The organism is Streptomyces tagetis, from assembly GCF_018069565.1.
Lineage (GTDB): Bacteria > Actinomycetota > Actinomycetes > Streptomycetales > Streptomycetaceae > Streptomyces > Streptomyces tagetis.
This window is the reverse complement of sequence record NZ_JAGPNL010000007.1, coordinates 14,260-39,451: the sequence shown is the minus strand read 5'-3', so window position 1 is coordinate 39,451 and position 25,192 is coordinate 14,260. Positions and strand designations below refer to the sequence as shown.

The following is a 25,192-nucleotide window of genomic DNA, read 5'->3' as shown; positions in this document are numbered from 1 at the left end:
CACCGCGGAAACGGCTCTTGATAGCACTCGGGCGGGTCGTGGGACCCGCCGGTACCCAGGCTAATGGTCTTCCCGCCCGTGACAAGACGTCCCCCGGGTTGTTCCTTCGGGCTGGGAACTACCCTGGTGGGGTGCGTGACAAAACCCAAACGAATTCCGCCGCGCCCGGCGACCGGCTGATCCTCGCCGGTGCGATCGTCTTCTTCATCGGAACCGTGGCCACTCTGGTCACGGTGGCCCCGCTGTTTCTGGGCACCACGCCCTTTCCCACCTACATGTTCGGATTGAGCATGCTCATGGGGGTCGGTTTTCTGATCTCCGGCGCGGGCGTGCTGCGTTCGGTGGCGGCGGGGCGGCGTCAGGCGCGGGGGGTGTCGAGTCCTTCGCGGTAGGCCGCGAACCATTCCGGGAATTGAGTGAGTCCGCCGAGGACCACGTCGGCGCCGGCCGCGCGGAGCTGCTCCGCGTCGCAGGGCCCGCTCACGACGGCCACGGCGTGCGCGCCGGCGGCCCGCGCGCCGCGCACGTCGCCCGTGTGGTCCCCGACGTACACCGATGCGCCGTGCTCGCGCAACGCGTCCGCCTTCCGTTCGGCCCACAGGTCGCCGACCACGGCGTCCGGTTCCAGGCCGAGGTGTTCCAGGTGGAGCTTGGCGTTGGGCTCGTACTTGGCGGTGACGACGACGGTGCGTCCGCCGGCGGCGCGCACGGCGGCGAGCGCCTCGCGCGCGCCGGGCAGCGCGGGCGTGGCGGTGACGGCGTACGCCGGGTACATCTCCCGGTACAGCTCGGCGACGTCCGCGACGCGCTCCGCCGGGAACCAGTGCGCCAACTCCTCCGCGAGCGGCGGGCCGAGCCGGGTGACGGCCAGGTCGGCGTCGACGTACGTCCCGGTCCGCTCGGCCAGCGCCAGGTAGCAGGCGCGGATGCCGGGGCGGGAGTCGATCAGCGTCATGTCCAGATCGAAACCGACGGTGGGGGCGGGGCGGGACGTCCGGTTCATACCACCCATTGTGCCGGGCAAACGCCGGACGACGGCAGGGGGCACCCGTCCTGACCGGACCGGACCGGGGGTCCCAGCCGGACCGGGGGTCCCGCCGGACCGGGGGTCCCGCCGGACCGGGGGTCCCAGCCGGACCGGGGGTCCCAGCCGGACCGGGGGTCCCAGCCGGACTGGGGGCCCTGCTGGGCCAAGCGCTCCGGTCCCTCAGGGGGCCCGGCGGGACTGCCAGAGGAGGTAGAGGGCGGAGGCGAGGGCGGCGCCGCGCAGGACCCAGGGCCAGGTGCCCGCGACGGCGTCGCTCATCTGGCCCTGGAGGACGGGGTCGCCCCAGCGGCCGTCGGCGCGGCCCCACAGCCAGACGACACCCGCGACGGCGACCGTGCCGGGCAGTCCGAGGACCGCCCACTTGGTCTGCGCGGGGGTCAGCCGCCGGGAGAGGTAGACGATCAGCCAGCCCAGGCCCAGCGGGAGCAGGCTGCCGAGCACGGCGCCGGCGATCAGCAGCGCGGCGGCGCACAGAAGCAGGGGGCTGTTCCAGCCGCCCCGCGGCCACAGGCGGAGCAGCCGGCGGCGCAGCCCGGCCGGTCCGGCCGCCGCCGCCTCCTCCTCCGCCGCCGCCACGACGGCCTCCCCCGGCACCCCCGGCGGCACCCGCTCCTCGGCGCCGGGGGGCCGCTGCGGCGGCCGGAGCAGTTCGGGCAGTTCCACCCCGCCGACGAAGCCGGGCACGCCGTCCCCGACACCGCCGAAGGGCCCGTCGTCCACCCGCCACCAGTCGGGCTCGCGGGCGCCCTCCCCCAGGTCCCCCAGTTCGTGCGCGCCCGCCGTGTGCGGCGGGGAGGGCGGCGGCGGTCCGGCCTCGGGCTCGGTGGCCCGGGGGCGCGGCACGGGCCACCGCAAACCCTTGCGCCGGCCCCCGTTCTCCGCGGCCCTCGGCGGCTTCGGCGCCCCGGGCGGACCGTCCGGCTGGAGCGGCACGGCGGCGGGCGTGTGCCGGGGCGCGGCCGGTGCGGCGGAGGTGCCGCCGGCCGCCTCCACGATGTCGTCGGGGCTGCCGAGCCGGTCCAGGATGCGGCGGACGGCGGCCGGACTGTCGACGGTGGTCCGGGCGCGGTGCCGGTCGATCTCGTCGCGCAGCTCGGCGACGAGCCGCATGCGGGTGGCCGACGGCAGTTGCCGTTGCTGAGCCACGTCGCCGACGCGGCTCAGATACTCGTAGACGACCTGGTCGCTCTCGATCCCCACGAACCCCTCCGGGGCGCTGCGGTGTGATACCCCGTCGGACGAAGGTACCGAATCTTCCCCGGCCGGGCGGAACCGCACGGCCGCCGGCCCGCCCGTGACCGACCGGGCCCCGCACGTGCCCGGTGTGGGCCCGGGGGGCGCGCGTGATGCCCCGGTGACGGACGTACCGGCTACCGTTGGCCGGATGAGCACCGAGGAGAAGTCCGCGGCCCCCCGGTCCCTCGCGGAGGCGCTCCGCGGGAGGGACGACGCGTCCCTCGCCGCCCTTCTGCGCGGCCGGCCGGACCTCATCACACCCGTGCCCACCGACCTCACGCAGCTCGCCACCCGGGCCGGCACCCGGGCCTCCGTGGTGCGGGCGCTGGAACGGCTGGACCGGTTCGCGCTCCAGAGCGCCGAGGCCCTCGCGGTGGCCCCGGACCCGGCGTCCTACGGGGACCTGCTCGGGCTCATGGCCGGGGACCCCGGCGACACGGCCGACCCGGTGGTCGCCGCCGCCCTGCCCCGGGCCCTCGGGCTCCTGCGCGACCAGGCCCTGGTCTGGGGCGACGAGGACCGGCTGCGCCTGGTGCGCACCGCCCGCGAACTGCTCGCGCCCTCCCCGCAGCACCCCTCGCCGACCGGGCTCGGCCCGACCGTGCGGGAGGCGACGGCGGGCATGTCACCCGGCCGGGTGCAGGAGATCCTGGCCGCCGCCGGGCTGCCGTCGACCCACGACTCGGTCTCCGCCGTGGCCGCGCTCGGCGACCTCTTCGGCGACCGGGAGCAGATGGCCGCCCTGCTCCGCACGGTCCCCGAGGAGTCCCGCGCGGTGCTGTCCCGGCTGGTCTGGGGCCCTCCGTACGGGCAGATCACCCACGATCCGGCGCCCCACCTGCGCCGGCTGCTCGACCTCGGCCTGCTGCTGCCCACCTCGCCCGGCACGGTGGTGCTGCCCCGCGAGGTCGCCCTGCACCTGCGCGGCGGCCGGGCCCACCGGGCGACCGAGCCGGTGCCGCCGCCCGTGACCGCCGCCGCGGACCACCGCCCCGAGGTGGTCGACGCCACCGCGGCCGGCGCGGCGCTCACCGCCCTCGCCACCGTCGAGGAACTGCTCAAGGACTGGAACGAGGGCGGGCCCCCGGTGCTGCGGGCCGGCGGACTGAGCGTGCGCGACCTCAAGCGGACCGCCGTCGCCCTGGACGTCTCCGAACCGGTCGCCGCCTTCTGGACCGAGCTGGCCTACGCGGCCGGCCTGCTGGCCCCGGACGGCGAGCCGGACGAGCGGTACGCGGCGACCCCGGCGTACGACGAGTGGCGCGAGCTGCCCGACGCCGAACGCTGGGCCCTGCTCGCCGAGGCGTGGCTGCTCGCCACCCGCACCCCCGGCCTGATCGGCGGACGGGACGCCAAGGACCGCACGCTGTCCGCCCTCGGCCCCGACCTGGACCGCTCGGCGGCGCCCGAGGTACGGCAGCGGGTGCTGGCCCTGCTCGCCGGGTTGCCGGAGGGCTCCGCGCCGGACGAGGAGTCGGTGCTCGCCCGGCTGCGCTGGGAACGCCCGCTGCGCTCACCGCGCCGCGACGGGCGGGACACGGGCGGCGCGGGCGGCGGAACCGAGGACGACCTGCGCACCCGGCTCGCCCGCTGGACGCTCTCCGAGGCGGAACTGCTCGGCGTCACCGGCCGAGGCGCCCTCGCCGCACCCGCCCGCGCCCTGATCGGGGCGCCCGCGGGCGCCGACGGCGCACGGACCGCGCCCCTCGCCCCCGCCGAGCAGGTCGCCGCCGGGGCCGCCGCCGCCCGGCTGCTCGCCCCGCTGCTCCCCGAGCCGCTGGACCACGTCCTGCTCCAGGCCGACCTGACGGCCGTCGCCCCGGGGCCGCTGGAACGCCCGCTCGCCGAGGTGCTGGGCGTCCTCGCCGACGTGGAGTCCAAGGGCGGGGCGACCGTCTACCGGTTCACGCCCGGCTCGGTACGCCGCGCGCTGGACGCCGGGCGGACCGCCGCCGACCTGCACGCCTTCCTCGCCACCCACTCCCGCACCCCGGTCCCGCAACCGCTGACGTACCTGATCGACGACGTGGCCCGGCGGCACGGGCGGCTGCGGGTCGGGGCGGCCTCGGCGTACGTGCGCTGCGACGACGACGCGCTGCTCAGCGAGATCCTGGCCGACAAGCGGGCCCCGGGCATGGGCCTGCGCCGACTCGCGCCGACCGTGCTGGCCGCCGAGGCGGACCCGGCCGCGCTGCTGGAGGGGCTGCGCGCGATGGGCTTCGCGCCGGCCGCCGAGACCGCGGCGGGCGATGTGCTGATCGCCCGCGCGGACGCCCACCGCACCCCGCCGCGCACCCCGCCCGAGCCGGTCCCGGACGGGCCGCCGGTGCCGGACGACGCGCTGCTCGCCGCCGCGATCCGCGCCGTACGCGCCGGCGACCTGGCCTCCACGGCACCGCGCAAACCGGCCCCCGGCGCCGCCTCCGCCGCCGAGGGCACACCGCCGCGCACCGGGCCCGCCGAGACCCTCGCCACCCTCCAGGCCGCCGTGCTGACCGGCGAGGCGCTGTGGATCGGCTACGTGAACGCCGACGGCGCCGCCAGCCAGCGCGTCATCGCCCCGATCCGGGTCGAGGGCGGATTCGTGACGGCGTACGACCACACGGCGGACGAGGTGCGCACGTACCCGGTGCACCGGATCACGGGCGTGGCGGAACTGGCCGACGACGCGGGCTGAGCCGCCCCGGCGACCCTTCACCATCCGGTTCCGCTTGGCTCCGTGCGTTCGGGCGTACGCGGGCGTTCATGCACGCCACGCCGGTCCTGTCCCACCGACGAGGGAGCTTCGGGGGCATTCCGCATCGGAGCGGTACGGCGCGGGCAGCCACCCGGTGTCCCGAGCGGGACCGCCCCCGGCGGGACCGCCGCGCTCCCGCAGCGCGCCCCCACCCGTGACCCGCGCGCCCAGCGCCAGGAAGGCCGGACCCCCATGCGCCGCCCCCCTCTCCCCGCCTCCGTCCGTCCCGCCTCCCTCCGTCCCGCCGTCGCCGTCCTGATCGCCGCCCTGATCACCGCGGCGGCGCTCCTCGGCTCCCTCGTCCCCCGCGCCTCGGCCCAGCCCCCCGCGTACCTCGCGCCCCACCCGTACCTCACGGCCACCGCGTTCCCGGCCCCCGCGCCGGCCTCCGTCCCCGCGCACCGCTGAGCCGCCGCCCCGATCAGGCACACTGGACGTTTGGCCGAGCCGTCCGGCCCGACCGCACGCGAAGGGGTGCCGCCCGTGAATGGTCCGCTGATCGTCCAGTCCGACAAGACCCTGCTCCTGGAAGTCGACCACGAGCGGGCCGACGACTGCCGCCGGGCCATCGCGCCGTTCGCCGAGCTGGAGCGGGCGCCGGAGCACATCCACACCTACCGGGTGACCCCGCTCGGCCTGTGGAACGCCCGCGCGGCCGGCCACGACGCCGAGCAGGTCGTGGACGCGCTCGTGCAGTACAGCCGTTACCCGGTGCCGCACGCGCTGCTCGTCGACGTCGCCGAGACCATGGACCGCTACGGCCGCCTCACCCTCTCCAAGGACCCGGCCCACGGGCTGGTCCTGACCACCACCGACCGGCCGGTGCTGGAGGAGGTGCTGAAGTCGAAGCGGATCGCGCCGCTGGTCGGCGCCCGCATCGACCCCGACACGGTGGCCGTGCACCCCTCCGAGCGCGGGCAGATCAAGCAGACCCTGCTCAAGCTGGGCTGGCCCGCCGAGGACCTGGCCGGGTACGTCGACGGCGAGGCGCACCCGATCGAGCTGGCCGAGGACGGCTGGGCGCTGCGGCCCTACCAGAAGCAGGCGGTGGAGAACTTCTGGCACGGCGGCAGCGGGGTCGTCGTCCTGCCCTGCGGCGCCGGGAAGACCCTGGTCGGCGCCGGGTCGATGGCGCAGGCCAAGTCGACGACGCTGATCCTGGTCACCAACACCGTCTCCGCCCGCCAGTGGAAGCACGAGCTGGTGCGGCGCACCTCGCTGACCGAGGACGAGATCGGCGAGTACAGCGGCACGCGGAAGGAGATCCGGCCCGTCACCATCGCCACGTACCAGGTGCTCACGACCCGCCGCAAGGGCGTCTACCCGCACCTGGAGCTGTTCGACTCCCGCGACTGGGGCCTGATCGTCTACGACGAGGTGCACCTGCTGCCCGCGCCCGTCTTCAAGTTCACGGCGGACCTCCAGGCCCGGCGGCGGCTGGGGCTGACGGCGACCCTGGTCCGGGAGGACGGCCGCGAGTCGGACGTGTTCTCGCTGATCGGGCCGAAGCGGTTCGACGCCCCGTGGAAGGAGATCGAGGCGCAGGGGTACATCGCGCCCGCCGACTGCGTGGAGGTCCGGGTCAACCTCACCGACTCCGAGCGGCTCGCGTACGCCACCGCCGAGACGGAGGAGAAGTACCGGTTCTGCGCCACGACCGCGACGAAGCGGAAGGTGACGGAGGCGATCGTGCGCCGCTTCGCCGGGCAGCAGATCCTCGTCATCGGCCAGTACATCGACCAGCTCGACGAACTGGGCGAGCACCTGAACGCGCCGGTGATCAAGGGCGAGACCTCCAACCTCCAGCGGGAGAAGCTCTTCGAGGCGTTCCGGCAGGGCGAGATCAGCGTGCTGGTCGTCTCCAAGGTGGCGAACTTCTCCGTCGACCTGCCGGAGGCGACGGTCGCGGTCCAGGTCTCCGGCACCTTCGGCTCCCGGCAGGAGGAGGCCCAGCGGCTCGGCCGGGTGCTGCGGCCCAAGGCCGACGGCCACCAGGCGCACTTCTACTCGGTGGTCGCCCGCGACACGATCGACCAGGACTTCGCCGCCCACCGCCAGCGCTTCCTGGCGGAGCAGGGGTACGCGTACCGCATCGTGGACGCGGACGACCTGCTCGCCGCGGAGTGAGGCGGCCGGGGGCTCCCGGGCGGTACGGACAGGCGGCGGGCCGGGGTCAGCGGTGGCGGACTCCGGCCTCCTCGCCGTACTCGCCGAGGACGACCACGTCGAAGGCGGCGCCCGCGAAGACCCGGACCGCGCGCAGGGCGTCGCCGATCCGGTGCCGGCGGGCGCCGGTCACGGGGGTGGCGCCGGACGCGCGGTGCGGGGCCGGGGCGGGGGACACGGTTGCTGCGCTCATGTCTCCATGGTGGTGTTCCGTCCCCCCGTACGGCATCGGTCCGAGGACCGAACTCCCGGCCGTGCGGCATACGCCCGCGGAGGGACCTCGGCCCTCCCGGGTGCGGGGGACGGTCCCCTAGGGGACGGCCGGGGGCGGGGGAAACGGGTACGGGCCGCGGGTGCCGGGACATTCCCGTACGGGCCCACGGTGCCGGGAACCCGTGCGGCCCCCCGGATGCCGGGAAATCCCGTACGGGCCCGCGATGCCGGGAAACCGTGCGGCCCACGGTGCCGAGAAATTCCGTACGGGCCCGCGGTGCCGGGAAACCGTTTGACCCGTGGTGCCCCTCCTCCCCTAGGATGCCGCTTCTGCCCGCCTCCCCTCGGAGTGCCGCCGCCCGGACGGAAACCGGCCGGCCCCGCGCGTCCCCCGCGCCCGTCCGTCCCGCAGGTCCCTCCGGAGGCATCCCCTTGACCACGTCCGTCCACGACGACTCCCCGTCCGCCGCCGCCGACGCCCCCCTCGCCCGGGAACGCGCCCACCTCGCCGCCGCGCGCCGCGCCCTGCGGGCGATGCGGGAGGACGTCGAGGCCCTCGACCTCACCGACGTCGCCGCGAACTGGGTCAACGCGGCCGTCCTGGAGCGCCAGATCGAGGACCGCGTCAAGGCCCTCGCCGACCTCGCCGGCACCCCGCTCTTCTTCGGCCGGCTCGACTACCTGCACGCCCCCGGCGGAAGCGGGGCCGAGGGCGCCGACGGCCCGCGCTTCCACATCGGGCGCCGGCACGTGCACGACGCGGACGGCGACCCGATGGTGATCGACTGGCGGGCGCCCGTCTCACAGCCCTTCTACCGGGCCTCCGCCAAGGACCCGATGGGCGTCGCGCTGCGCCGCCGCTTCGGCTACACCGGCGGCGACCTCACGGCCTACGAGGACGAGCACCTGTCCGACCCGGCCCAGGCATCGGCGACCAGCGCCCTGCTCCAGCGGGAGATCGAGCGGCCCCGCGTCGGCCCGATGCGCGACATCGTCGCCACCATCCAGCCCGAGCAGGACGAGATCGTGCGCGCCGGGCTCGGCGGCACGGTCTGCGTGCAGGGCGGCCCCGGCACCGGCAAGACCGCGGTCGGCCTGCACCGGGTCGCCTACCTCCTCTACGCCCACCGCGAGCGGCTGGCCCGCACCGGCACCCTCGTCATCGGGCCCAACCGGTCCTTCCTGCACTACATCGAGCAGGTGCTGCCCGCCCTCGGCGAGCTGACGGTACGGCAGTCCACGGTGGACGACCTGGTGGCCCGGGTCGAGGTGCGCGGCACGGACGAGGCGCCGGCGGCGGTGGTCAAGGGCGACGCCCGGATGGCCGAGGTGCTGCGCCGGGCGCTGTACGCGCACGTCACCCTGCCCACCGAACCGGTGGTCGTGGTGCGCGGCTCCCGCCGCTGGCGCGTCCCGGCGTACGAGCTGGAGGAGATGGTCCGCGAGCTGCTGGACCGCTCCATCCGCTACGGCGCCGCCCGCGAGGCCCTGCCGCAGCGCATCGCGCACGCCGTACTGGTGCGCATGGAGCGCTCCGGGGAGGCGCCGGACGACCGGGTGCAGGACGCGGTGGCCCGCAACCCCGCGGTGAAGGCGGCGGTGAAGGCCCTCTGGCCGCCGGTCGACCCGGCCAGGCTGGTCCTGCGGCTGCTGTCGGACCCCGATTTCCTGGCCGAGCACGCCGAGGGCGTCCTCACCGAGGAGGAGCGGGCGGCGGTGCTGTGGGCCCGGCCGGCCCGCTCGGTGCGGTCGGCGCGCTGGTCGGCGGCGGACGCGGTGCTGATCGACGAGGCCGCCGACCTGATCGAGCGCACGCCCTCCCTCGGGCACGTGGTGCTCGACGAGGCGCAGGACCTCTCCCCGATGCAGTACCGGGCGGTGGGCCGGCGCTGCTCCACCGGCTCGGCGACGGTCCTCGGCGATCTGGCGCAGGGCACCACGCCCTGGGCGACGAGGAGCTGGCGGGAGGCGCTGGCGCACCTGGGCAAGGAGGGCGCGGTGGTGGAGGAGCTGACGGCCGGTTTCCGGGTGCCGACGGACGTCATCGCGTACGCCTCCCGGCTGCTGCCGCACATCGCGCCGGGGCTGGCGCCGGTGGCGTCGGTCCGGGAGAACCCGGGCTTCTTCGAGGTCCGCCCGGTGCCCGCCGGGCCGGCCGGGGTGGTGGCGGCCTGCCGGGAGCTGCTGGGCCGGGAGGGGTCGGTGGGCCTGATCGCCGCCGACGCCCGGGTCCCGGAGCTGGCCGCGGCGCTGACGGAGGCGGGCCTTCGCCCTCTGGGCCCCGGCGAGGAGACCACCGGCGAGGCCCGCCTGACGCTGGTCCCGGCCTCGCTGGCCAAGGGCCTGGAGTACGACCACGTGGTGCTGGACGAACCGGCGGCGGTGGTCGGTGCCGAGCCCGACGAGCGGACGGGGCTGCGCCGCCTCTACGTCTGTCTGACCCGGGCGGTCTCGGGCCTGATCGTGACCCACGCGGCGCCGCTGCCGGGCCACCTGGCGGAGTGACGGGGCCGAGGCGGGGGCAGCCCCCGCCTCCCCCCGCCCTCCCGGCTCACCCCGCGTCCAGCACCGTCCGCCACCGGGCGACCTCGTCCGCCGAGACGGGCCCCGCCCACCCGTCGGGCCGGGCCGCGCCGCCGATGTGGAAGGCGTCGGCCCCGGCCTCCCTGAGCACCGGCAGGTGGTCCAGCCGCAGGCCGCCCCCGACCAGGAGCTGCTGGCGGTAGCCCGGCTCGTCCCGGCGCCGCGCCTCGGCGAGCAGCACGGGCAGGCCCTCGTCCACGCCGCCGGCCGCCCCGGCGGTCAGGTAGGTGTCCAGGCCGGGGAAGTCGGCGAGGCGCTTGCGCAGCGCGGCCCGGTCCACGCAGCGGTCGATGGCGCGGTGGAAGGTCCACGGGCAGCCGTCCAGTTCCCCGGCGACCCGCTCCACCGCCGCGACGTCCAGGTCGCCGTCGGCGTCGAGGAAGCCGAGGACGAACTGCGTGGCCCCCGCGTCCCGCAGCTCCCCGGCGAGCCGCGCCAGCCGCTCGACGTCCCCGGCGGCGAACCCGGCGGCCAGCCGCAGCATGACCCGCAGGTCGATGTCGACGGCGGCCCGGATCGCGGCGACGGTCGCGGTCGGCGGGGTGAGCCCGTCGGCCGCCATGTCGGTGACCAGTTCGAGGCGATCGGCGCCTCCGGCCTGGGCGGCGACCGCGTCCCTGGCGTCGAGGGCGATCACCTCCAGGACTGCACGCTTGCTCATGGGACCCCATTCATTCGGCCTATAGGTCTAGTCCAATCAAGACTATGCCCCACGGAGGCCCCGCGTACGGCCCGGGTCCGGACCCGGTCCGGGCGGAGCGGGAGGAGCGGGAGGGCCGGCGGGGCAGGGCGGGGGAGGGCGGAGGGGAGGGGCGGCGTGGAGAATGGGGACATGGCCGACCTCGACGCGTTGCGGTACCGGTTCTCCCGGGCCCTGGAGGGGGCACGGGGCACGGACGGACCCGACCCCGGTCCGTACGCCGAGCGGCTGCTCGCCCGGTGGAGCGAGCCCCAGCGGCACTACCACACCGCCACCCACCTCGCGGCGGTCCTGCGCCACGTCGACACGCTGAGCGCCCATGCCGACGACCCGGACGTGGTCCGGCTGGCCGCCTGGTTCCACGACGCCGTCTACCTGCCCGAGCGCTCCGAGAACGAGGAGCGCTCGGCCCGGCTGGCGGAGCGGGCGCTCGCCGAGGCCGGGGTGCCGCGGGCGAAGACCGCCGAGGTGGCCCGGCTGGTCCGGCTCACCGTCGGCCACGACCCGGCCGGCGACGACCGCGACGGACAGGTGCTCTGCGACGCCGACCTGGCGATCCTGGCCTCGCCGCCCTCCGCGTACGCCGCCTACGCCGCCGCCGTGCGCGAGGAGTACCACTTCGTGCCGAACGACGCCTTCCGTGAGGGCCGCTCCGCGGTGCTCCGGCACCTCCTGGACCGCCCCGCGCTCTACGCCACCCCGCACGGCCGGCGGGAGTGGGAGGCGACCGCCCGCTACAACCTCGCCGGGGAGCTGGAAATGCTGTCGCCCGGCGGTGACCGGGCACCGTAGCCTGCCCGGCATGGGACACGAGGGCGCGCAACGGGTGGAGGAGGCCGTCGCGGACGCCGTGGCGCTGCTGCGGACGGCGACGGACCGGGACTGGGAGGCCGTGCCGGCCGGCGCCCTGGAGTGGAGCTGCCGGCGCACCGCGCAGCACGTCGCCAGCGATCTCCTCGCCTACGCGGGCCAGTTGGCGGGCCGCGCCACCGACGCCTACGTGCCCTTCCGGATCACCCTCGACGCGGACGCCGACGCCGCGGACGCCCTCCACGTGATCGAGACGGCCGGCACCCTGTTCGCCGCCACGCTCCGCGCCACCCCGCCCGGGGTGCGCGCCTTCCACCCGTACCCCTTCGGCAGCGCGGACCGCGACGGCTTCGCCGCGATGGGCGTCGCCGAGGTCCTGGCCCACACGTACGACATGGCCGAGGGCCTGGGGCTCGCCTACGAGCCGCCCGCCGAGCTGTGCGCGTACGTGCTGACGCTGATCTTCCCGCACGTGCGGCCCGGCGAGGCCCCGTGGCCCACGCTGCTGTGGGCGACCGGCCGCGGCGAGCTGCCCGGCCGGGCCCGGCTCACCGAGTGGCGCTGGCGCAACGACCTGGTGCTGCCGGCCGGGCGGCTCGTCCTGCGGGGCGTCAGGCCGGCCGCCGCGGCCGGTCTGGCGGTGGGCGGCGACGGCGGTTTCGCCTGGGTGGAGGGCGGTCCCGGCGACGGCACTCGCGACGCGGCGGGGGCGCTGCTGAAGGCGTACGAGGCGGGCACGCACCGGCCCGAGTGGGGCATGTTCGTCATCGTCCGCGCCGAGGACGGCCGGGCGGTCGGCGGTATCGGCTTCCACGGTCCGCCGGACGCCGAGGGCCGCGTCGAGGTCGGCTACGACCTCTCGGCCGCCGCCCGCGGCCGGGGCCACGCCACCGAGGCGCTGCGTGCCCTGTCGGCGTGGGCGCTGGGCCGGGACGAGGTGACGTGCGTGACCGCCACCACCGAGCCCGGCAACCTCGCCTCCCAGGCCGTCCTGGGCCGCGCCGGCTTCACCCGGACCGGCGGGGAGGCGCAGGAGTACGCCTACGAGCTGAGCGGTCCGCGCGGCTGATCCCCGGCCCGCCTGCGGCGGCGCAGCCCGGCCTCGTGCAGCAGCCGCACCACCTCGCGGCTGCGGACCTCCAGCGCGCCGGCGGCGACGACGTCGGCGTACCGCTGGGCGGGGATGTCGTAGTGGTCGCGCTCGAAGGCGCGGCGGTCCACGCCGAGGCGGTCGGCGAAGGCGTGGAGTTCGGCGTAGGAGACGTCGCTGACCAGATGGGACCAGAGGCGGCCGTGGCCCGGCCAGGACGGCGGGTCGATGTAGAGGGCCACCGGCGCCCCTACGCGGACGCGGGGCCGCCGGTGACGGCGCCCAGCGAGCCGACCGGTGCCACCCGTACGCCCGCCTCGGAGCAGACCCAGTGCGGGTCCGGGCCGAGTTCCGGGTCGACGTCCAGGGCGTGCGGGTCACCGGAGGCGCACACCGGGCACAGCGGCCAGCGCCCGTACCGCTCCAGGAGGGCGTCCTGCACGTCCTGGGCGACCAGTCCGGCGACGAACTCGGCGCCCTCGGGCCACTGTTCGACCCACCAGCGCCGGTGGGCGACCGCCTCCTCGACGAGCGAGACGACGTCCGCCTCGGCGACCCGGCCGGCCATCAGGTCGGCGAGGACGAGAGCGCGGGCGGCGTGCAGGGCCTGCTCCAGGGGGCTGACGGGGTCCATGTCCCCCATTGTGCGCACTCTTGACCCCCGAACCGAAACGAAAATATCTTTCAAGGGTGACCGATGACGTGAAGGAAACTTCCGGCCGCCCCGGGGGCGGGCGGTCCGCCGCGCCGGAGGGCCGGAGCGCGCCCGCGTCCCCCACGCTCCCGGCGCCACCGGCCCCCGGCGCCCTCACCGCGAAGGTGCGCACGCTGGCGCCGTCGATGACCCGGTCCATGCAGCGGGTCGCCGTGGCCGTCGCGGACGATCCGGCGGGCTGCGCCGCCCTCACCGTCACCGGCCTCGCCGAACGCACCGGCACCAGCGAGGCGACCGTCGTGCGCACCGCCCGGCTGCTCGGCTACCCCGGCTACCGGGACCTGCGCCTCGCGCTCGCCGGCCTCGCCGCCCAGCAGCACTCCGGCCGCGCGCCCGCCCTCACCACCGACATCACGGTCGACGACCCGATCGCCGACGTGGTCGCCAAGCTCGCCCACGACGAGCGGCGCACCCTCGCCGACACCGCCGCCGGCCTCGACACCGCACAGCTCGACGCGGCCGTCACCGCGCTCGCCGCCGCCCGGCGCACCGACGTCTACGGGATCGGCGCCTCCGGGCTGGTCGCCCAGGACCTCACCCAGAAGCTGCTGCGGATCGGGCTGCTGGCCCACGCCCCCGGCGACCCCCACCTCGCCGTCACCAACGCGGTGCAACTGCGCCCCGGGGACGTCGCCCTCGCCGTCACGCACTCCGGCTCCACGGCGGACGTCATCGAGCCGCTGCGGGTCGCCTTCGAACGCGGGGCCACGACCATCGCCGTCACCGGCCGCCCCGACAGTCCCGTCACGCAGTACGCCGACCATCTGCTGACCACCGCCACCTGCCGGGAGAGCGAGCTGCGGCCCGCCGCGATGTCCTCCCGGACCAGTCAGCTCCTCGTCGTGGACTGCCTGTTCGTGGGGGTCGCGCAGCGCACCTACGCGACGGCGGCGCCCGCGCTGGCGGCCTCGTACGAGGCCCTGGCGCACCGGCGCGACCCGCGCGGCGCCCGCCCCCGCTGAGCACCGCGCCACAGCACCACGCAGGGCCCGGCCACACCGCACCCGCACCCGCACCGAAGAGAGCCGCCGCCATGAACTCCCCCTCCCCCGCGCCCGGCACCCCCGTCCCTCCCGGCCCCGGCCCGCGGTCCGAGCTGGAGACCCTGGCCACCGAGGCGTTCCGGCCCGAGCTGGCCGAGATCGACGAGCTGCCCACCCTGGAGATCGCGCGGCTGATGAACGGCGAGGACCGCACCGTGCCCGCCGCCGTCGCCGGGAAGCTGCCGGAGATCGCCGCCGCCGTCGACGCCGTGGCCGCCCGCATGGCCCGCGGCGGCCGGCTGGTCTACGCGGGCGCGGGCACCGCCGGCCGGCTCGGCGTGCTGGACGCCTCCGAGTGCCCGCCCACCTTCGACACCGCCCCCGGCCAGGTCACCGGCGTGATCGCGGGCGGACCCGACGCCCTGGTCACCGCCGTCGAGGGCGCCGAGGACTCCGCCGAGGCGGCCCGCGCCGACCTCGACGCGCTCGCGCTCACCCCCGAGGACACGGTGGTCGGCGTCTCGGCCTCCGGCCGCACCCCGTACGCCGTGGGCGCCGTCGCGCACGCCCGCGCGCTGGGCGCGCTGACCGTCGGACTGTCCTGCAACCCGGACAGCCCCCTCGCCGCCGCCGCCGAACACGGCATCGAGATCGTCACCGGCCCCGAGCTGATCACCGGCTCGACCCGGCTGAAGGCGGGCACGGCGCAGAAGCTCGTCCTCAACATGCTGTCGACGATCACGATGATCCGGCTCGGCAAGACCTACGGGAACCTGATGGTCGACGTCCGCGCCTCCAACGAGAAGCTGCGCGCCCGCTCCCGGCGGATCGTCGCCCACGCCACCGGCGCCGGGGACGCCGAGGTCGAACGCGCCCTGGCCGCGACCGGCGGCGAGGTCAAGCACGCCGTCCTCGTCCTGCTGGCCGACGTGGACGGCCCGACGGCTGCCCGCCTTCTGGAGGACTCCGGCGGCCGGCTGCGCGCCGCGCTGGCGGCGGCGGGCGGCTGACCGCAGGCTCGGGGGGTGCACAAGGACCCCCACTCCACCGCCGCCGCGCTGCTCCCCCTGGTCGGCGGCGCCGCGAACATCACCTCCGTCGCCCACTGCATGACCCGGCTGCGCCTCGGCCTCGCCGACCGCTCCCGGGTGGACGACGCCGCCCTGCGGGCGCTGCCCGGCGTGCTCGGCGTGGTCGAGGGCGACGGGGCGTACCAGATCGTGCTGGGCCCGGGGACGGTCGCCCGGGTGACCGGCGCCTTCGAGGAACTGCTCGCGGCCGGGCCGCCGGGCACCGCCGTCCCCGAGGACACGGCGGGCGAACTTGCCCGGCGCGGCGCCGCGTTGAAAGACCGGCGGCGACAGCGCAACGCGACCCCGGTGAAGACCGCCCTGCGCCGCCTGGCCGGGGTCTTCGTCCCGCTGGTCCCCGCCCTCATCGGCTGCGGCATCGTCGCGGGCCTCGGCGGACTCCTCGCCAACCTGGGCTGGGCGGCGGGCCTCACCCCGGCCCTGACCGCCGTCTCCTCCGCCTTCCTCGCGCTGATCGCGGTCTTCGTCGGCCACAACACGGCCCGCGAGTTCGGCGGCACCCCGGTCCTCGGCGGCGCCGTCGCGGCCGTCGTCGTCTATCCGGGCGTGGCGAAGGTGACCGTCTTCGGCGCCGCGCTCGCCCCCGGACAGGGCGGGGTGCTCGGCGCGCTGGCGGCGGCACTGCTCGGCTGCCGCGTCGAGAAGTGGTGCCGGGCCCGCCTCCCCGGCACGCTGGACGTCCTGCTGACGCCCACCCTGACCGTCCTGGTCTCGGGCCTCGCCACGCTCTACCTGCTCATGTACACGGCCGGCGCGGTCGCCTCCGCCATCGGCACCGCGGCGACCTGGCTGCTCGGCACCACCGGGGCGCTCGCCGGACTGGTCCTCGGCGGGCTCTTCCTCCCGCTGGTCATGCTGGGCCTGCACCAGGCGCTGATCCCCCTGCACACCACCCTCATCGAACAGCAGGGCCACACCGTGCTGCTCCCCCTGCTGGCCATGGCCGGCGCCGGGCAGGTCGGCGCCGCGGCGGCCGTCTACGTCCGGATGCGGCACGACGCCTCGCTGCGCACCACGATCCGCTCGGCGCTCCCCGCCGGACTGCTCGGCGTCGGCGAGCCGCTCATCTACGGCGTCTGCCTGCCGCTGGGCCGCCCCTTCCTCACCGCCTGCGCGGGCGGCGCGGCCGGCGGCGCCTTCGTCGGGCTCTTCGCCATGCTCGGCCGGGACGTCGGGGCGAGTGCGATCGGCCCCTCCGGCTGGGCCCTGTTCCCGCTGCTCGCGGGCGACGGCGGCTGGGCCTCGGCGGCGGCGGTCTACGGCGGCGGACTGCTCACGGCGTACGTCACCGGTTTCGCGGCGACCCTCCTGTTCGGCCTCGGCGGCCTCCCCCGCCCCGCGCCGCCGGACGGCCCGGCCGGAGCGGTATGCGATTCTGAGGGACATGAACCACGCCCAGTCGACCGCCCTGGGCCGAGCCCTGCGTCTCCTCGGTGAGCACGGCGAGGCCCTGGGCTCCGACACCCCGGACGCCAGGCTGCACGAGGTCAGGGCGGATCTGAAGCGCGCGCTGGACCTGCTGGAGGAGGGCGTCACCACGGCCGTCCCCACCACCCGCTGCCCCGAGCACCCCACCGGGCCGGTCGACCAGGGCGCCCCCGACCTCTGTCTGCTCTGCGAGACCCGCCGCCGCTCCGCGCGCCGCGCCGAGTACCACGGCGGGCCCCTGCCGGCCCGGCCCGCCGAGCCGGTGCCGTCCCGGTACGGGGTGCGGGGCGACCGCCCGCAGCCGCAGCAGCGCTGGCTGCCGGAGCGGTGGAACGGCCAGGTGTGGGAGTTGTGCGGCACCCCGCGCCGCGACCGCCGCGAAGCCGAGCTGTACATCGCCGCCCAGCTCCGCGGCCCCCGCCCGGCCCCGGCCTACCGCCTGGTCCACGAGTTCACCGACTACGAGGTGCTGCGGGTGTGGGGCACCGCGGTCCGGACGGACACCGAACCCCTCGGCGGCGTCTGACCGGCCCCGCCCCGCTCACCGCGCTCAGCTCAGGGTCTTCAGCGACGCCGCCTCGAACGGGGCCAGGTCGCCGAAGCGCCCGGTGAGGACCTTCTCGGCCCACTGCGGGTCCTGGAGCAGCGCGCGGCCGACCGCGACGAGGTCGAACTCGTCGTTCTCCAGCCGGTCCAGGAGGTTGTCGAGGCTGCCGAGCGCGGCGCCCTCCCCCCGGAACGCCCTGCCGAACTCGCCGTCGAGCCCGACCGAGCCGACGGTGATGACGGGCTTGCCGGTGAGCTTCCGGGTCCAGCCGGCGAGGTTGAGGTCGGAGCCGTCGAACTCGGGGCGCCAGTAGCGGCGGGTGGAGGCGTGGAAGACGTCGACGCCGGCGGCGGCGAGCGGGGCGAGGAGGGCGTCCAGTTCCTCGGGCGTCTCGGCGAGGCGGGCGTCGTAGGCGTCCTGCTTCCACTGCGAGTAGCGGAAGATCACCGGGAAGGCGGGCGAGACCCGCTCGCGGACGGCGGCCACGATCTCCGCGGCGAACCGGGTGCGGGCCACCGGGTCGCCGCCGTAGGCGTCGGTGCGGCGGTTGGTGCCCGCCCACAGGAACTGGTCGACGAGGTAGCCGTGGGCGCCGTGGATCTCCACGCCGTCGAAGCCGATGCGTTCGGCGGCCTCGGCGGCCTCGGCGAAGGCGCCGACGACGTCGTCGACGTCCCGCTGGGTCATCTCCCGGCCGGTGGGCACGGTCGCGCCGATGCGCAGGCCGGAGGGGCCGACGGCGGGGGCGTCGGGGAAGGGCTGGTCGCCCTGGTCGCGGACCATGCCGATGTGCCAGAGCTGCGGCACGATCGTGCCGCCGGCCGCGTGCACGGCCTCGGCGACCTTCGCCCAGCCGGCGAGCTGCTCCTCGCCGTGGAAGCGGGGCACCCGGTCGCTCTGCCCGGCGGAGGGGTGGCCGACGTAGGTGCCCTCGGTGACGATCAGTCCGACGCCGGCGGCGGCGCGGCGCGCGTAGTACGAGACCACGTCCTCGCCGGGGATGCCGCCCGGGGAGAACATGCGGGTCATCGGCGCCATGGCGATGCGGTTGGGGACGGTCAGTCCGTTGAGGGTGACGGGGCGGGCGAGCAGCCGGGCGGCGCGGGCGGCGGCTTCGGACGCCTCGGAGGCGGTGACGGTCACGTGGGGGCTCCTCGGTCGAGGGAGTACCGGCGGGTATGTGCGCGCGCATGCATCGCACGCGTCCAGGACAACCGGCCGCCCCGCGCGGGCATTCCGTGCTCCGCCCCTGCCTTCTGTGATCCCCGGCACACCCAACTCCCCTGCCCCACAGGCCCGTTGGGCCGCAACCCGGCCCCGAAGACGCCGCAAGGGCGGCACCCCCTGCCGGAACAGGGGATGCCGCCCTCGGGTGCGCGGGACGCGACCGGACGGGTCCGGTCAGAAGTCCATGTCACCGCCCGGCATGCCGCCGCCGGCCGGGGCCGCCGACTTCTCCGGCTTGTCGGCGATGACGGCCTCGGTGGTGAGGAACAGCGCGGCGATGGAGGCGGCGTTCTGCAGCGCGGAACGGGTCACCTTCGCCGGGTCGATGATGCCTTCGGCGATCATGTCGACGTACTCACCGGTCGCGGCGTTCAGGCCGTGGCCGACCTGGAGGTTGCGGACCTTCTCCACGACGACGCCGCCCTCGAGACCGCCGTTGACGGCGATCTGCTTCAGCGGGGCCTCCAGCGCGAGCTTCACGGCGTTGGCGCCGGTCGCCTCGTCGTCCTGGAGCTCCAGCTTCTCGAAGACCTGGGAGGCCTGGAGCAGGGCCACGCCGCCACCGGCGACGATGCCCTCCTCGACGGCCGCCTTCGCGTTGCGGACGGCGTCCTCGATGCGGTGCTTGCGCTCCTTGAGCTCCACCTCGGTGGCGGCACCGGCCTTGATGACGGCCACGCCGCCGGCCAGCTTCGCCAGGCGCTCCTGGAGCTTCTCGCGGTCGTAGTCCGAGTCGCTGTTCTCGATCTCGGCGCGGATCTGGTTCACGCGGCCCTGGACCTGGTCGGCCGAGCCGGCACCGTCGACGATGGTGGTCTCGTCCTTGGTGATGACGACCTTGCGGGCCTTGCCCAGCAGGTCCAGCGTGGCGTTCTCCAGCTTGAGGCCGACCTCCTCGGAGATGACCTCGCCGCCGGTGAGGATGGCGATGTCGCCGAGCATGGCCTTGCGGCGGTCGCCGAAGCCCGGGGCCTTGACGGCGACGGACTTGAAGGTGCCGCGGATCTTGTTGACCACCAGGGTCGACAGGGCCTCGCCCTCGACGTCCTCGGCGATGATCAGCAGCGGCTTGCCCGACTGCATGACCTTCTCCAGGAGCGGCAGCAGGTCCTTGACGTTGCCGACCTTGGAGTTGGCGATCAGGATGTACGGGTCGTCGAGGACGGCCTCCATACGCTCCATGTCGGTGGCGAAGTACGCCGAGATGTAGCCCTTGTCGAAGCGCATACCCTCGGTGAGCTCCAGCTCCAGACCGAAGGTCTGGGACTCCTCGACGGTGATGACGCCTTCCTTGCCGACCTTGTCCATGGCCTCGGCGATCAGCTCGCCGATCTGGGTGTCGGCGGCGGAGATGGAGGCGGTGGAGGCGATCTGCTCCTTGGTCTCCACGTCCTTGGCCTGCTCCAGCAGGGCGGCGGAGACGGCCTCGACGGCCTTCTCGATACCGCGCTTGAGGGCCATCGGGTTGGCACCCGCGGCGACGTTGCGCAGGCCCTCCTTGACCAGGGCCTGGGCGAGAACGGTGGCGGTGGTCGTACCGTCGCCGGCGACGTCGTCCGTCTTCTTGGCGACTTCCTTGACCAGCTCGGCGCCGATCTTCTCGTACGGGTCCTCGAGCTCGATCTCCTTGGCGATGGACACACCATCGTTGGTGATCGTGGGGGCGCCCCACTTCTTCTCGAGGACGACGTTGCGGCCCTTGGGGCCGAGCGTCACCTTGACGGCGTCCGCGAGCTGGTTCATGCCGCGCTCGAGGCCGCGCCGCGCCTCCTCGTCGAACGCGATGATCTTGGCCATGTGAAGTGGTCCCTCCAGGACTGGGGGTGATTCCTTCGGACCGCGCCCGCGCCCGCGACGGACGGCTCGCGTGCCTCGTGGTTCCTTCCCCACCCGGCCCGCGGGCCTCACCGACCCGGTCCTCGTTGTCACTCTCACCTTCAGAGTGCTAACGCAATGATTAGCACTCGACCCTGCCGAGTGCAAGCGCCCGCGGGCGATCCGCGGCCCCGCTCCGCCGCCCGCGAACACCGCGGAGCGCCCGTCCGGACAGCCCGAAGGGCCCGCACCCACGGGGTGCGGGCCCTTCGGAGAAGAACCGTTCGCTTTCGGTGGCCGTACGTCTCAGGCGCTGAGGCGGACCATGTCGGCCTGCGGGCCCTTCTGACCCTGCGAGATCTCGAACTCGACCCGCTGGCCTTCTTCGAGGGTGCGGTAGCCGTCCATCTGAATCGCGCTGTAGTGGACGAAAACATCCGCACCACCGTCGACCGCGATGAAGCCGTACCCCTTCTCCGCGTTGAACCACTTGACGGTGCCCTGAGCCATGCCTAACTCCCCTATTACTGGCCCTTGCACAGATCCGCACTTCGCGGACCCGGGTCAGACCTCACCCCCCGAGTTCGGGGGCGTGCGCCGGAACGCGTCGACCGCGGCCGAATGTATCTGTCCAACTGCCGTCTGCAACAGGTCAATCGGACGAGAAATCTGGACGCACCGGGCCAGGAAAGTGGCGAGAATTCGCCTGAATTCAGGTCAAGTCGGGCCACGCAAAGGCCACAAAAGCCGCGAATGCCGCCCACACTTTGGCTGCTTCTTGTCGGGCGTACGGCAGGAATTCAGGGTCCCCGATCCGTCGGACGGGACCGCGTTCCCCAACTCTACCGTGCTCAACCCCATGGAATTGCCCCCTCCGCTTCTCTTACGGAGGGGGCAGGTCCCGCACACGCCGGGTCACGGCCATTACCTTGGGTAACGGCGGTGACCGGTCAGCCGCCGGCGACCGCCGGGATGATGGAGACGCCCGCGCCGTCCGGGGTCGCCGTCTCCAGCCCCTGCTCGAAGCGGACGTCGTCGTCGTTGACGTAGACGTTGACGAAGCGGCGCAGCTTGCCCTGGTCGTCCAGGACGCGGGCGGCGATGCCGGTGTGGTTCTTCTCCAGGTCGGAGATGACCTCGCCGAGGGTCGCGCCCTCGGCGTCGACCTCGGCACGGCCCCCGGTGTAGGGGCGCAGGATGGTGGGGATGCGGACGGTGACACTCACGGGGGAACCTCCGGAAGGGATGACGTACCGACGGGCGCGGGAGCTGCGCGTCCAGCCCCCGCCGCCCGACGACGAGGGGACGGCGGGGCGGCTGCTCAGCCGAGACCGGCCGCGCGGAACGACTCCAGGCTGGGGCGGATCGTGGCGGTCAGGCCGGTGCCGGCCACGGCGTCCAGGGTCTTGAGCCCGTCGCCGGTGTTGAGCACGACGGTGGTCAGGGCGGGGTCGAGCGCGCCGCTCTCGACCAGCTTGCGGGTCACGCCGACGGTCACGCCGCCGGCGGTCTCCGCGAAGACGCCCTCGGTACGGGCGAGCAGCCGGATCGCGTCCACGATCTGCTCGTCGGTCACGTCCTCCACGGCGCCGCCGGTGCGGCGGGCGATGTCGAGGACGTAGGGGCCGTCGGCCGGGTTGCCGATGGCGAGGGACTTGGCGATGGTGTCCGGCTTCTGCGGGCGGACCACGTCGTGCCCGGCCTTGAAGGCCGCGGCCACCGGCGAGCAGCCCTCGGCCTGCGCCCCGAAGATCTTGTACGGCCGGTCCTCGACCAGGCCGAGGGAGATCAGCTCGCGCAGCCCCTTGTCGATCTTCGTGAGCTGGGAGCCGGAGGCGATCGGGACGACGATCTGGTCCGGGACGCGCCAGCCGAGCTGCTCGCAGATCTCGTACGCGAGGGTCTTGGAGCCCTCGGCGTAGTAGGGCCGCAGGTTGACGTTGACGAAGCCCCAGTCCTCGCCGGCCGGGTCGCCGATCAGCTCGGAACAGAAGCGGTTCACGTCGTCGTAGGTGCCCTCGATGCCGACGAGGTCGCCGCCGTAGACCGCGGCCATGACGACCTTGCCCTGCTCCAGGTCGTGCGGGATGAAGACGCACGAGCGCAGTCCGGCGCGGGCGGCGGCGGCGCCGACGGCGCCGGCCAGGTTGCCGGTGGAGGAGCAGGACAGGGTGGTGAAGCCGAAGGCGCGGGCGGCCTCCAGGGCCTGGGCGACGACGCGGTCCTTGAAGGAGTGCGTCGGGTTGCCGGAGTCGTCCTTGACGAACAGGCCGCCGGTGACGCCGAGTTCGGCGGCGAGGCGGTCGGCCCGCACCAGCGGGGTCCACCCCGGGTTGAGGTTGGGCTTGTCGGCCACGTCGGCGGGGACGGGCAGCAGCGGGGCGTAGCGCCAGATGCTGGCGGGGCCGGACTCGATGCGCCGGCGCAGTTCCCCGGCGTCGAGGCCGGCGAAGTCGTAGGCGATCTCCAGCGGGCCGAAACACTCCTCGCAGGCGAAGACCGGGCCGAGCGGGACGCGGTGGCCGCATTCGCGGCAGGAGAGCGCGGCGGCGGGACCGAGGTCGACCGAACCGGCGGCAGGGGTGGAGGCGTTGGCGCTTTCGACGGTCTGCACAGCCATGTGAGGCGAGGCCCTTTCTCCTCATCTTCCCCACGACGCGTTTCGCCGTGAGACGGAATTGGCACCTTCCCGAGCCGGGAGCCTCGCCACGTCTGCGTGACAAGAACCGACCGGAGGGTTGCCGGGGCTTCATCGGGCCGTATCCCTCTGCCCCTCTGGATGAGCGGTATGTGGTTGTCAGCGGTGGCTACCCCGGCATGCGGGGGCCGTCCGCGTTGTTCAAGACTGTAACCGAAGGCCATGACGGCCGAGACAGTCGTCCGTACCGCGAGATGGATCACAAAGGAGCCACCGACCGTGCTGGAAGAAGTCGAGCGCTGGCTGAGCGCCCGCTCGTGGTCCGTCGCCGACCGCCCGCTCCGGCAGCTCGTGGCCGCCAAACGCGCCGGGGGCCAGTCGGTCAGCGTGGTGCTCCCCGCGCTGGACGAGGAGGCGACGGTCGGCGAGATCGTGCGGGTGATCCGCCGCGAACTGGTGGAACGCGTCCCGCTCGTCGACGAGGTGGTGGTCGTCGACTCCGGCTCCCGCGACCGGACGTCGGCGGTGGCCGCGGCGGCGGGCGCGCGGGTCGTGCACCGCGACACCATCCTGCCGCGCATCCCCGCGGTGCCCGGCAAGGGCGAGGTGCTGTGGCGCTCGCTGCTGGTGACCGGCGGCGACATCGTGTGCTTCGTCGACGCCGATCTGCGCGAGTTCTCCGCCGACTTCGTCACCGGCATCGTGGGCCCGCTGCTGACCGACCCGGACGTGCACCTGGTCAAGGCGATGTACGACCGTCCGCTCGGCACCGCCGCCGGTCAGGGCGGCCGGGTGACCGAGCTGGTGGCCCGTCCGCTGCTCAACCTGCACTGGCCGCTGCTGGCCGGCTTCGTGCAGCCGCTGGGCGGTGAGTACGCGGCCCGCCGCTCGCTGCTGGAGAAGCTGCCCTTCCCGGTCGGCTACGGCGTCGAGCTGGGCATGCTCGTCGACGCGCTGCACCTGGTGGGGCTGGACGCGCTCGCGCAGGTCGACGTCGGGGTGCGCCACCACCGCCACCAGGACGGGCAGGCGCTCGGCCGGATGTCCGCCGCGATCTACCGCACCGCCCAGTTGCGGCTGGCCCGCGGCCCGCTGGTGCGGCCGTCCCTCACCCAGTTCGAGCGGGGTGAGGGCGGCTTCGAGCCGCGCACCCACGCCGTGGACACCGAGGAACGGCCGCCGATGGAGCAGATCGCGGAGTACGCGGCCCGGAGAGTGGCCTGAGGGCCCGGCGGGGCCCGCGGATCAGCCGGGGACCCCGTCCGACCAGCGCCAGCGCCCGGCACCGTCGCGCTGACAGGTCAGGTACTCGCCGCCGCGCCCGTAGGTGCTCATGCCGTGATGCCGGTTGGCGCAGAACTGGCCGTCGGCGTAGCAGTTGCCCGCGGGGCTGGTGATGGCGCAGTTCCGGGTGGTGCCGGAGCCGCCGCCGGTCGTCCCGCCCGTGGAACCGCCGGTGCCGCCGCCCGTGGAACCGCCCGTGCCGCCGCCGGTCGAGCCTCCCGTGGTGCCGCCGGTGCCCGCGGGCTTGGCCGGCGGGGGCGTGTACAGCGCCTTCCCGGCGCAGTCGCGGCCGTCGCGCGGGACGGTGAAGGCCACGTCGTAGGCGGGGTTGGCGTCCTCGGGGTCGTCGACCTGGCCGCAGACCTTCTCGCCGGCACCCCAGGACGAGGCCCGCGTGCCGCCGCCGTCCAGGGAGAGGCCGGTGCCCTGGAGGTAGACGGCGTAGTCGAGGCCGGCGGAGCGGGCGGCGGCCGTGGCGGTGCCGACGGTGGCGCCGGTCTGGTCCGTGAGCCGCTCCACGGTCGGCGTCGGCGTGGGCGTCGGCGTCTCGGTGGTCTCCTCCGGCTCCGGCTCCGGTGTCTCGATCACCGGCGTCGCGGACACGGTGGCGTCGGCCGGGCGGGCGTCCGCCGCCGGGACCCCGCCGCTCCCGCCCCCGCAGCCGGCCAGGGCCAGTGCGGAGGCCGCCATCAGGGCCGCCGCCGTGACGGCCCCCCGGCCGCCTCGGACTCGTCTGTGCACGGGCATGCTGCCCACCCCCCACGGTGTTGAAATACGCACCGCATATCCTCATTCTTTTCACAGTGCTCACACAAGTCGCGTGACGGAATCGATGCGGAGAGTTGTCCGGCCACGTTTGAGGCCCCTGGGACCGGGCTAGG

24 protein-coding genes and 1 riboswitch are annotated in these 25,192 nt (G+C 75.0%); of the genes, 12 read left to right on the top strand and 12 right to left on the bottom strand.

The features are described from left to right. Positions 1-131 precede the first annotated feature (131 nt). Entirely contained in the window at positions 132-392 is a 261-nt protein-coding gene (locus tag J5Y05_RS22810; RefSeq protein ID WP_210874925.1) for a hypothetical protein, read from the top strand. Here J5Y05_RS22810 and J5Y05_RS22805 read toward each other — a convergent pair. Together J5Y05_RS22805 and J5Y05_RS22800 are read right to left on the bottom strand one after the other, a co-directional pair. Further along, positions 359-1,003 (bottom strand): HAD family hydrolase, encoded by a 645-nt coding sequence (locus tag J5Y05_RS22805; RefSeq protein WP_210874924.1) that lies wholly within the window; start codon positions 1,001-1,003, stop codon positions 359-361. The two genes, J5Y05_RS22810 and J5Y05_RS22805, sit on opposite strands and share 34 nt — an antisense overlap. 204 nt (positions 1,004-1,207) lie before the next feature. Continuing rightward, positions 1,208-2,248, bottom strand: coding sequence for a hypothetical protein (locus J5Y05_RS22800; protein WP_210874923.1), 1,041 nt, complete (start codon positions 2,246-2,248; stop codon positions 1,208-1,210). 184 nt (positions 2,249-2,432) lie between these two features. Between J5Y05_RS22800 and J5Y05_RS22795 the strand changes: the two genes are divergently transcribed. The 3 genes from J5Y05_RS22795 (at position 2,433) to J5Y05_RS22785 (ending at position 7,148) form a co-directional block, all read left to right on the top strand. Continuing rightward, positions 2,433-4,961 carry a helicase C-terminal domain-containing protein gene (locus J5Y05_RS22795; RefSeq protein ID WP_210874922.1) on the top strand — a complete coding sequence of 843 codons (2,529 nt, stop codon included), beginning with the start codon at positions 2,433-2,435 and terminating at the stop codon, positions 4,959-4,961. A 252-nt stretch (positions 4,962-5,213) separates the two neighbouring features. Further along, the gene (locus tag J5Y05_RS22790; RefSeq protein ID WP_210874921.1) at positions 5,214-5,429 is read left to right on the top strand and encodes a hypothetical protein; all 216 of its coding nucleotides are present in this window, start codon (positions 5,214-5,216) and stop codon (positions 5,427-5,429) included. A gap of 75 nt (positions 5,430-5,504) precedes the next feature. Further along, on the top strand, positions 5,505-7,148 hold the full coding sequence (locus J5Y05_RS22785) for a DNA repair helicase XPB (protein ID WP_210874920.1): 1,644 nt from the start codon (positions 5,505-5,507) through the stop codon (positions 7,146-7,148). A 46-nt stretch (positions 7,149-7,194) separates the two neighbouring features. Here the strand turns inward: J5Y05_RS22785 and J5Y05_RS22780 are convergent, their stop codons facing one another. Continuing rightward, positions 7,195-7,380 (bottom strand): hypothetical protein, encoded by a 186-nt coding sequence (locus J5Y05_RS22780; RefSeq protein ID WP_210874919.1) that lies wholly within the window; start codon positions 7,378-7,380, stop codon positions 7,195-7,197. A 452-nt stretch (positions 7,381-7,832) separates the two neighbouring features. Between J5Y05_RS22780 and J5Y05_RS22775 the strand changes: the two genes are divergently transcribed. Next, positions 7,833-9,905: a HelD family protein gene (locus tag J5Y05_RS22775; RefSeq protein WP_372450516.1), complete on the top strand. Its 2,073-nt coding sequence runs from the start codon at positions 7,833-7,835 to the stop codon at positions 9,903-9,905. 46 nt (positions 9,906-9,951) lie between these two features. Here J5Y05_RS22775 and J5Y05_RS22770 read toward each other — a convergent pair whose 3' ends face one another. Continuing rightward, on the bottom strand, positions 9,952-10,644 hold the full coding sequence (locus J5Y05_RS22770) for a copper homeostasis protein CutC (protein ID WP_210874917.1): 693 nt from the start codon (positions 10,642-10,644) through the stop codon (positions 9,952-9,954). A gap of 171 nt (positions 10,645-10,815) precedes the next feature. Here J5Y05_RS22770 and J5Y05_RS22765 point away from each other — a divergent pair, with 171 nt between their 5' ends. Both J5Y05_RS22765 and J5Y05_RS22760 read left to right on the top strand, forming a co-directional pair. Further along, the gene (locus tag J5Y05_RS22765; RefSeq protein WP_210874916.1) at positions 10,816-11,475 is read left to right on the top strand and encodes an HD domain-containing protein; all 660 of its coding nucleotides are present in this window, start codon (positions 10,816-10,818) and stop codon (positions 11,473-11,475) included. A 34-nt stretch (positions 11,476-11,509) separates the two neighbouring features. Beyond that, a complete protein-coding gene (locus tag J5Y05_RS22760) occupies positions 11,510-12,562 on the top strand; it encodes a GNAT family N-acetyltransferase (protein WP_210875199.1) in 1,053 nt (350 codons plus the stop codon). Here J5Y05_RS22760 and J5Y05_RS22755 read toward each other — a convergent pair. Next, positions 12,535-12,825: a DUF4031 domain-containing protein gene (locus J5Y05_RS22755; RefSeq protein WP_210874915.1), complete on the bottom strand. Its 291-nt coding sequence runs from the start codon at positions 12,823-12,825 to the stop codon at positions 12,535-12,537. The two genes, J5Y05_RS22760 and J5Y05_RS22755, sit on opposite strands and share 28 nt — an antisense overlap. 8 nt (positions 12,826-12,833) lie before the next feature. Beyond that, on the bottom strand, positions 12,834-13,217 hold the full coding sequence (locus J5Y05_RS22750) for a DUF8819 family protein (RefSeq protein ID WP_210874914.1): 384 nt from the start codon (positions 13,215-13,217) through the stop codon (positions 12,834-12,836). A 56-nt stretch (positions 13,218-13,273) separates the two neighbouring features. On the opposite strand from J5Y05_RS22750, the gene J5Y05_RS22745 reads away from it, so the two are divergent. From J5Y05_RS22745 to J5Y05_RS22730, 4 genes are all read left to right on the top strand, one after another. Then, positions 13,274-14,260: a MurR/RpiR family transcriptional regulator gene (locus J5Y05_RS22745; protein WP_372450515.1), complete on the top strand. Its 987-nt coding sequence runs from the start codon at positions 13,274-13,276 to the stop codon at positions 14,258-14,260. A gap of 71 nt (positions 14,261-14,331) precedes the next feature. After that, entirely contained in the window at positions 14,332-15,291 is a 960-nt protein-coding gene (gene murQ / locus J5Y05_RS22740; protein ID WP_210874912.1) for an N-acetylmuramic acid 6-phosphate etherase, read from the top strand. A 15-nt stretch (positions 15,292-15,306) separates the two neighbouring features. Beyond that, positions 15,307-16,809 (top strand): PTS transporter subunit EIIC, encoded by a 1,503-nt coding sequence (locus J5Y05_RS22735; protein ID WP_210874911.1) that lies wholly within the window; start codon positions 15,307-15,309, stop codon positions 16,807-16,809. Beyond that, positions 16,757-17,326 (top strand): hypothetical protein, encoded by a 570-nt coding sequence (locus tag J5Y05_RS22730; protein ID WP_210874910.1) that lies wholly within the window; start codon positions 16,757-16,759, stop codon positions 17,324-17,326. Before J5Y05_RS22735 ends, J5Y05_RS22730 begins: the two co-directional genes overlap by 53 nt. 24 nt (positions 17,327-17,350) lie before the next feature. Here the strand turns inward: J5Y05_RS22730 and J5Y05_RS22725 are convergent, their stop codons facing one another. The 5 genes from J5Y05_RS22725 to thrC form a co-directional block, all read right to left on the bottom strand. Beyond that, positions 17,351-18,490 (bottom strand): NADH:flavin oxidoreductase, encoded by a 1,140-nt coding sequence (locus J5Y05_RS22725; protein WP_210874909.1) that lies wholly within the window; start codon positions 18,488-18,490, stop codon positions 17,351-17,353. Between the two features lie 258 nt (positions 18,491-18,748). Continuing rightward, the gene (gene groL / locus J5Y05_RS22720) at positions 18,749-20,371 is read right to left on the bottom strand and encodes a chaperonin GroEL (protein ID WP_210874908.1); all 1,623 of its coding nucleotides are present in this window, start codon (positions 20,369-20,371) and stop codon (positions 18,749-18,751) included. A gap of 324 nt (positions 20,372-20,695) precedes the next feature. After that, complete coding sequence (locus tag J5Y05_RS22715) at positions 20,696-20,899, bottom strand: cold-shock protein (protein WP_004929928.1); 204 nt, start codon at positions 20,897-20,899, stop codon at positions 20,696-20,698. Positions 20,900-21,339: 440 nt separating this feature from the next. Next, positions 21,340-21,615: a MoaD/ThiS family protein gene (locus J5Y05_RS22710; RefSeq protein ID WP_210874907.1), complete on the bottom strand. Its 276-nt coding sequence runs from the start codon at positions 21,613-21,615 to the stop codon at positions 21,340-21,342. Between the two features lie 95 nt (positions 21,616-21,710). After that, positions 21,711-23,009, bottom strand: a complete 1,299-nt coding sequence (gene thrC / locus J5Y05_RS22705) for a threonine synthase (protein ID WP_210874906.1) — start codon at positions 23,007-23,009, stop codon at positions 21,711-21,713. A gap of 18 nt (positions 23,010-23,027) precedes the next feature. Then, positions 23,028-23,175: riboswitch (SAM riboswitch) on the bottom strand. Between the two features lie 131 nt (positions 23,176-23,306). Between thrC and J5Y05_RS22700 the strand changes: the two genes are divergently transcribed. After that, positions 23,307-24,251: a glucosyl-3-phosphoglycerate synthase gene (locus J5Y05_RS22700; protein WP_210874905.1), complete on the top strand. Its 945-nt coding sequence runs from the start codon at positions 23,307-23,309 to the stop codon at positions 24,249-24,251. Between the two features lie 21 nt (positions 24,252-24,272). Here the strand turns inward: J5Y05_RS22700 and J5Y05_RS22695 are convergent, their stop codons facing one another. Continuing rightward, positions 24,273-25,058, bottom strand: a complete 786-nt coding sequence (locus J5Y05_RS22695) for a hypothetical protein (protein WP_210874904.1) — start codon at positions 25,056-25,058, stop codon at positions 24,273-24,275. Between the last annotated feature and the right edge of the window lie 134 nt (positions 25,059-25,192).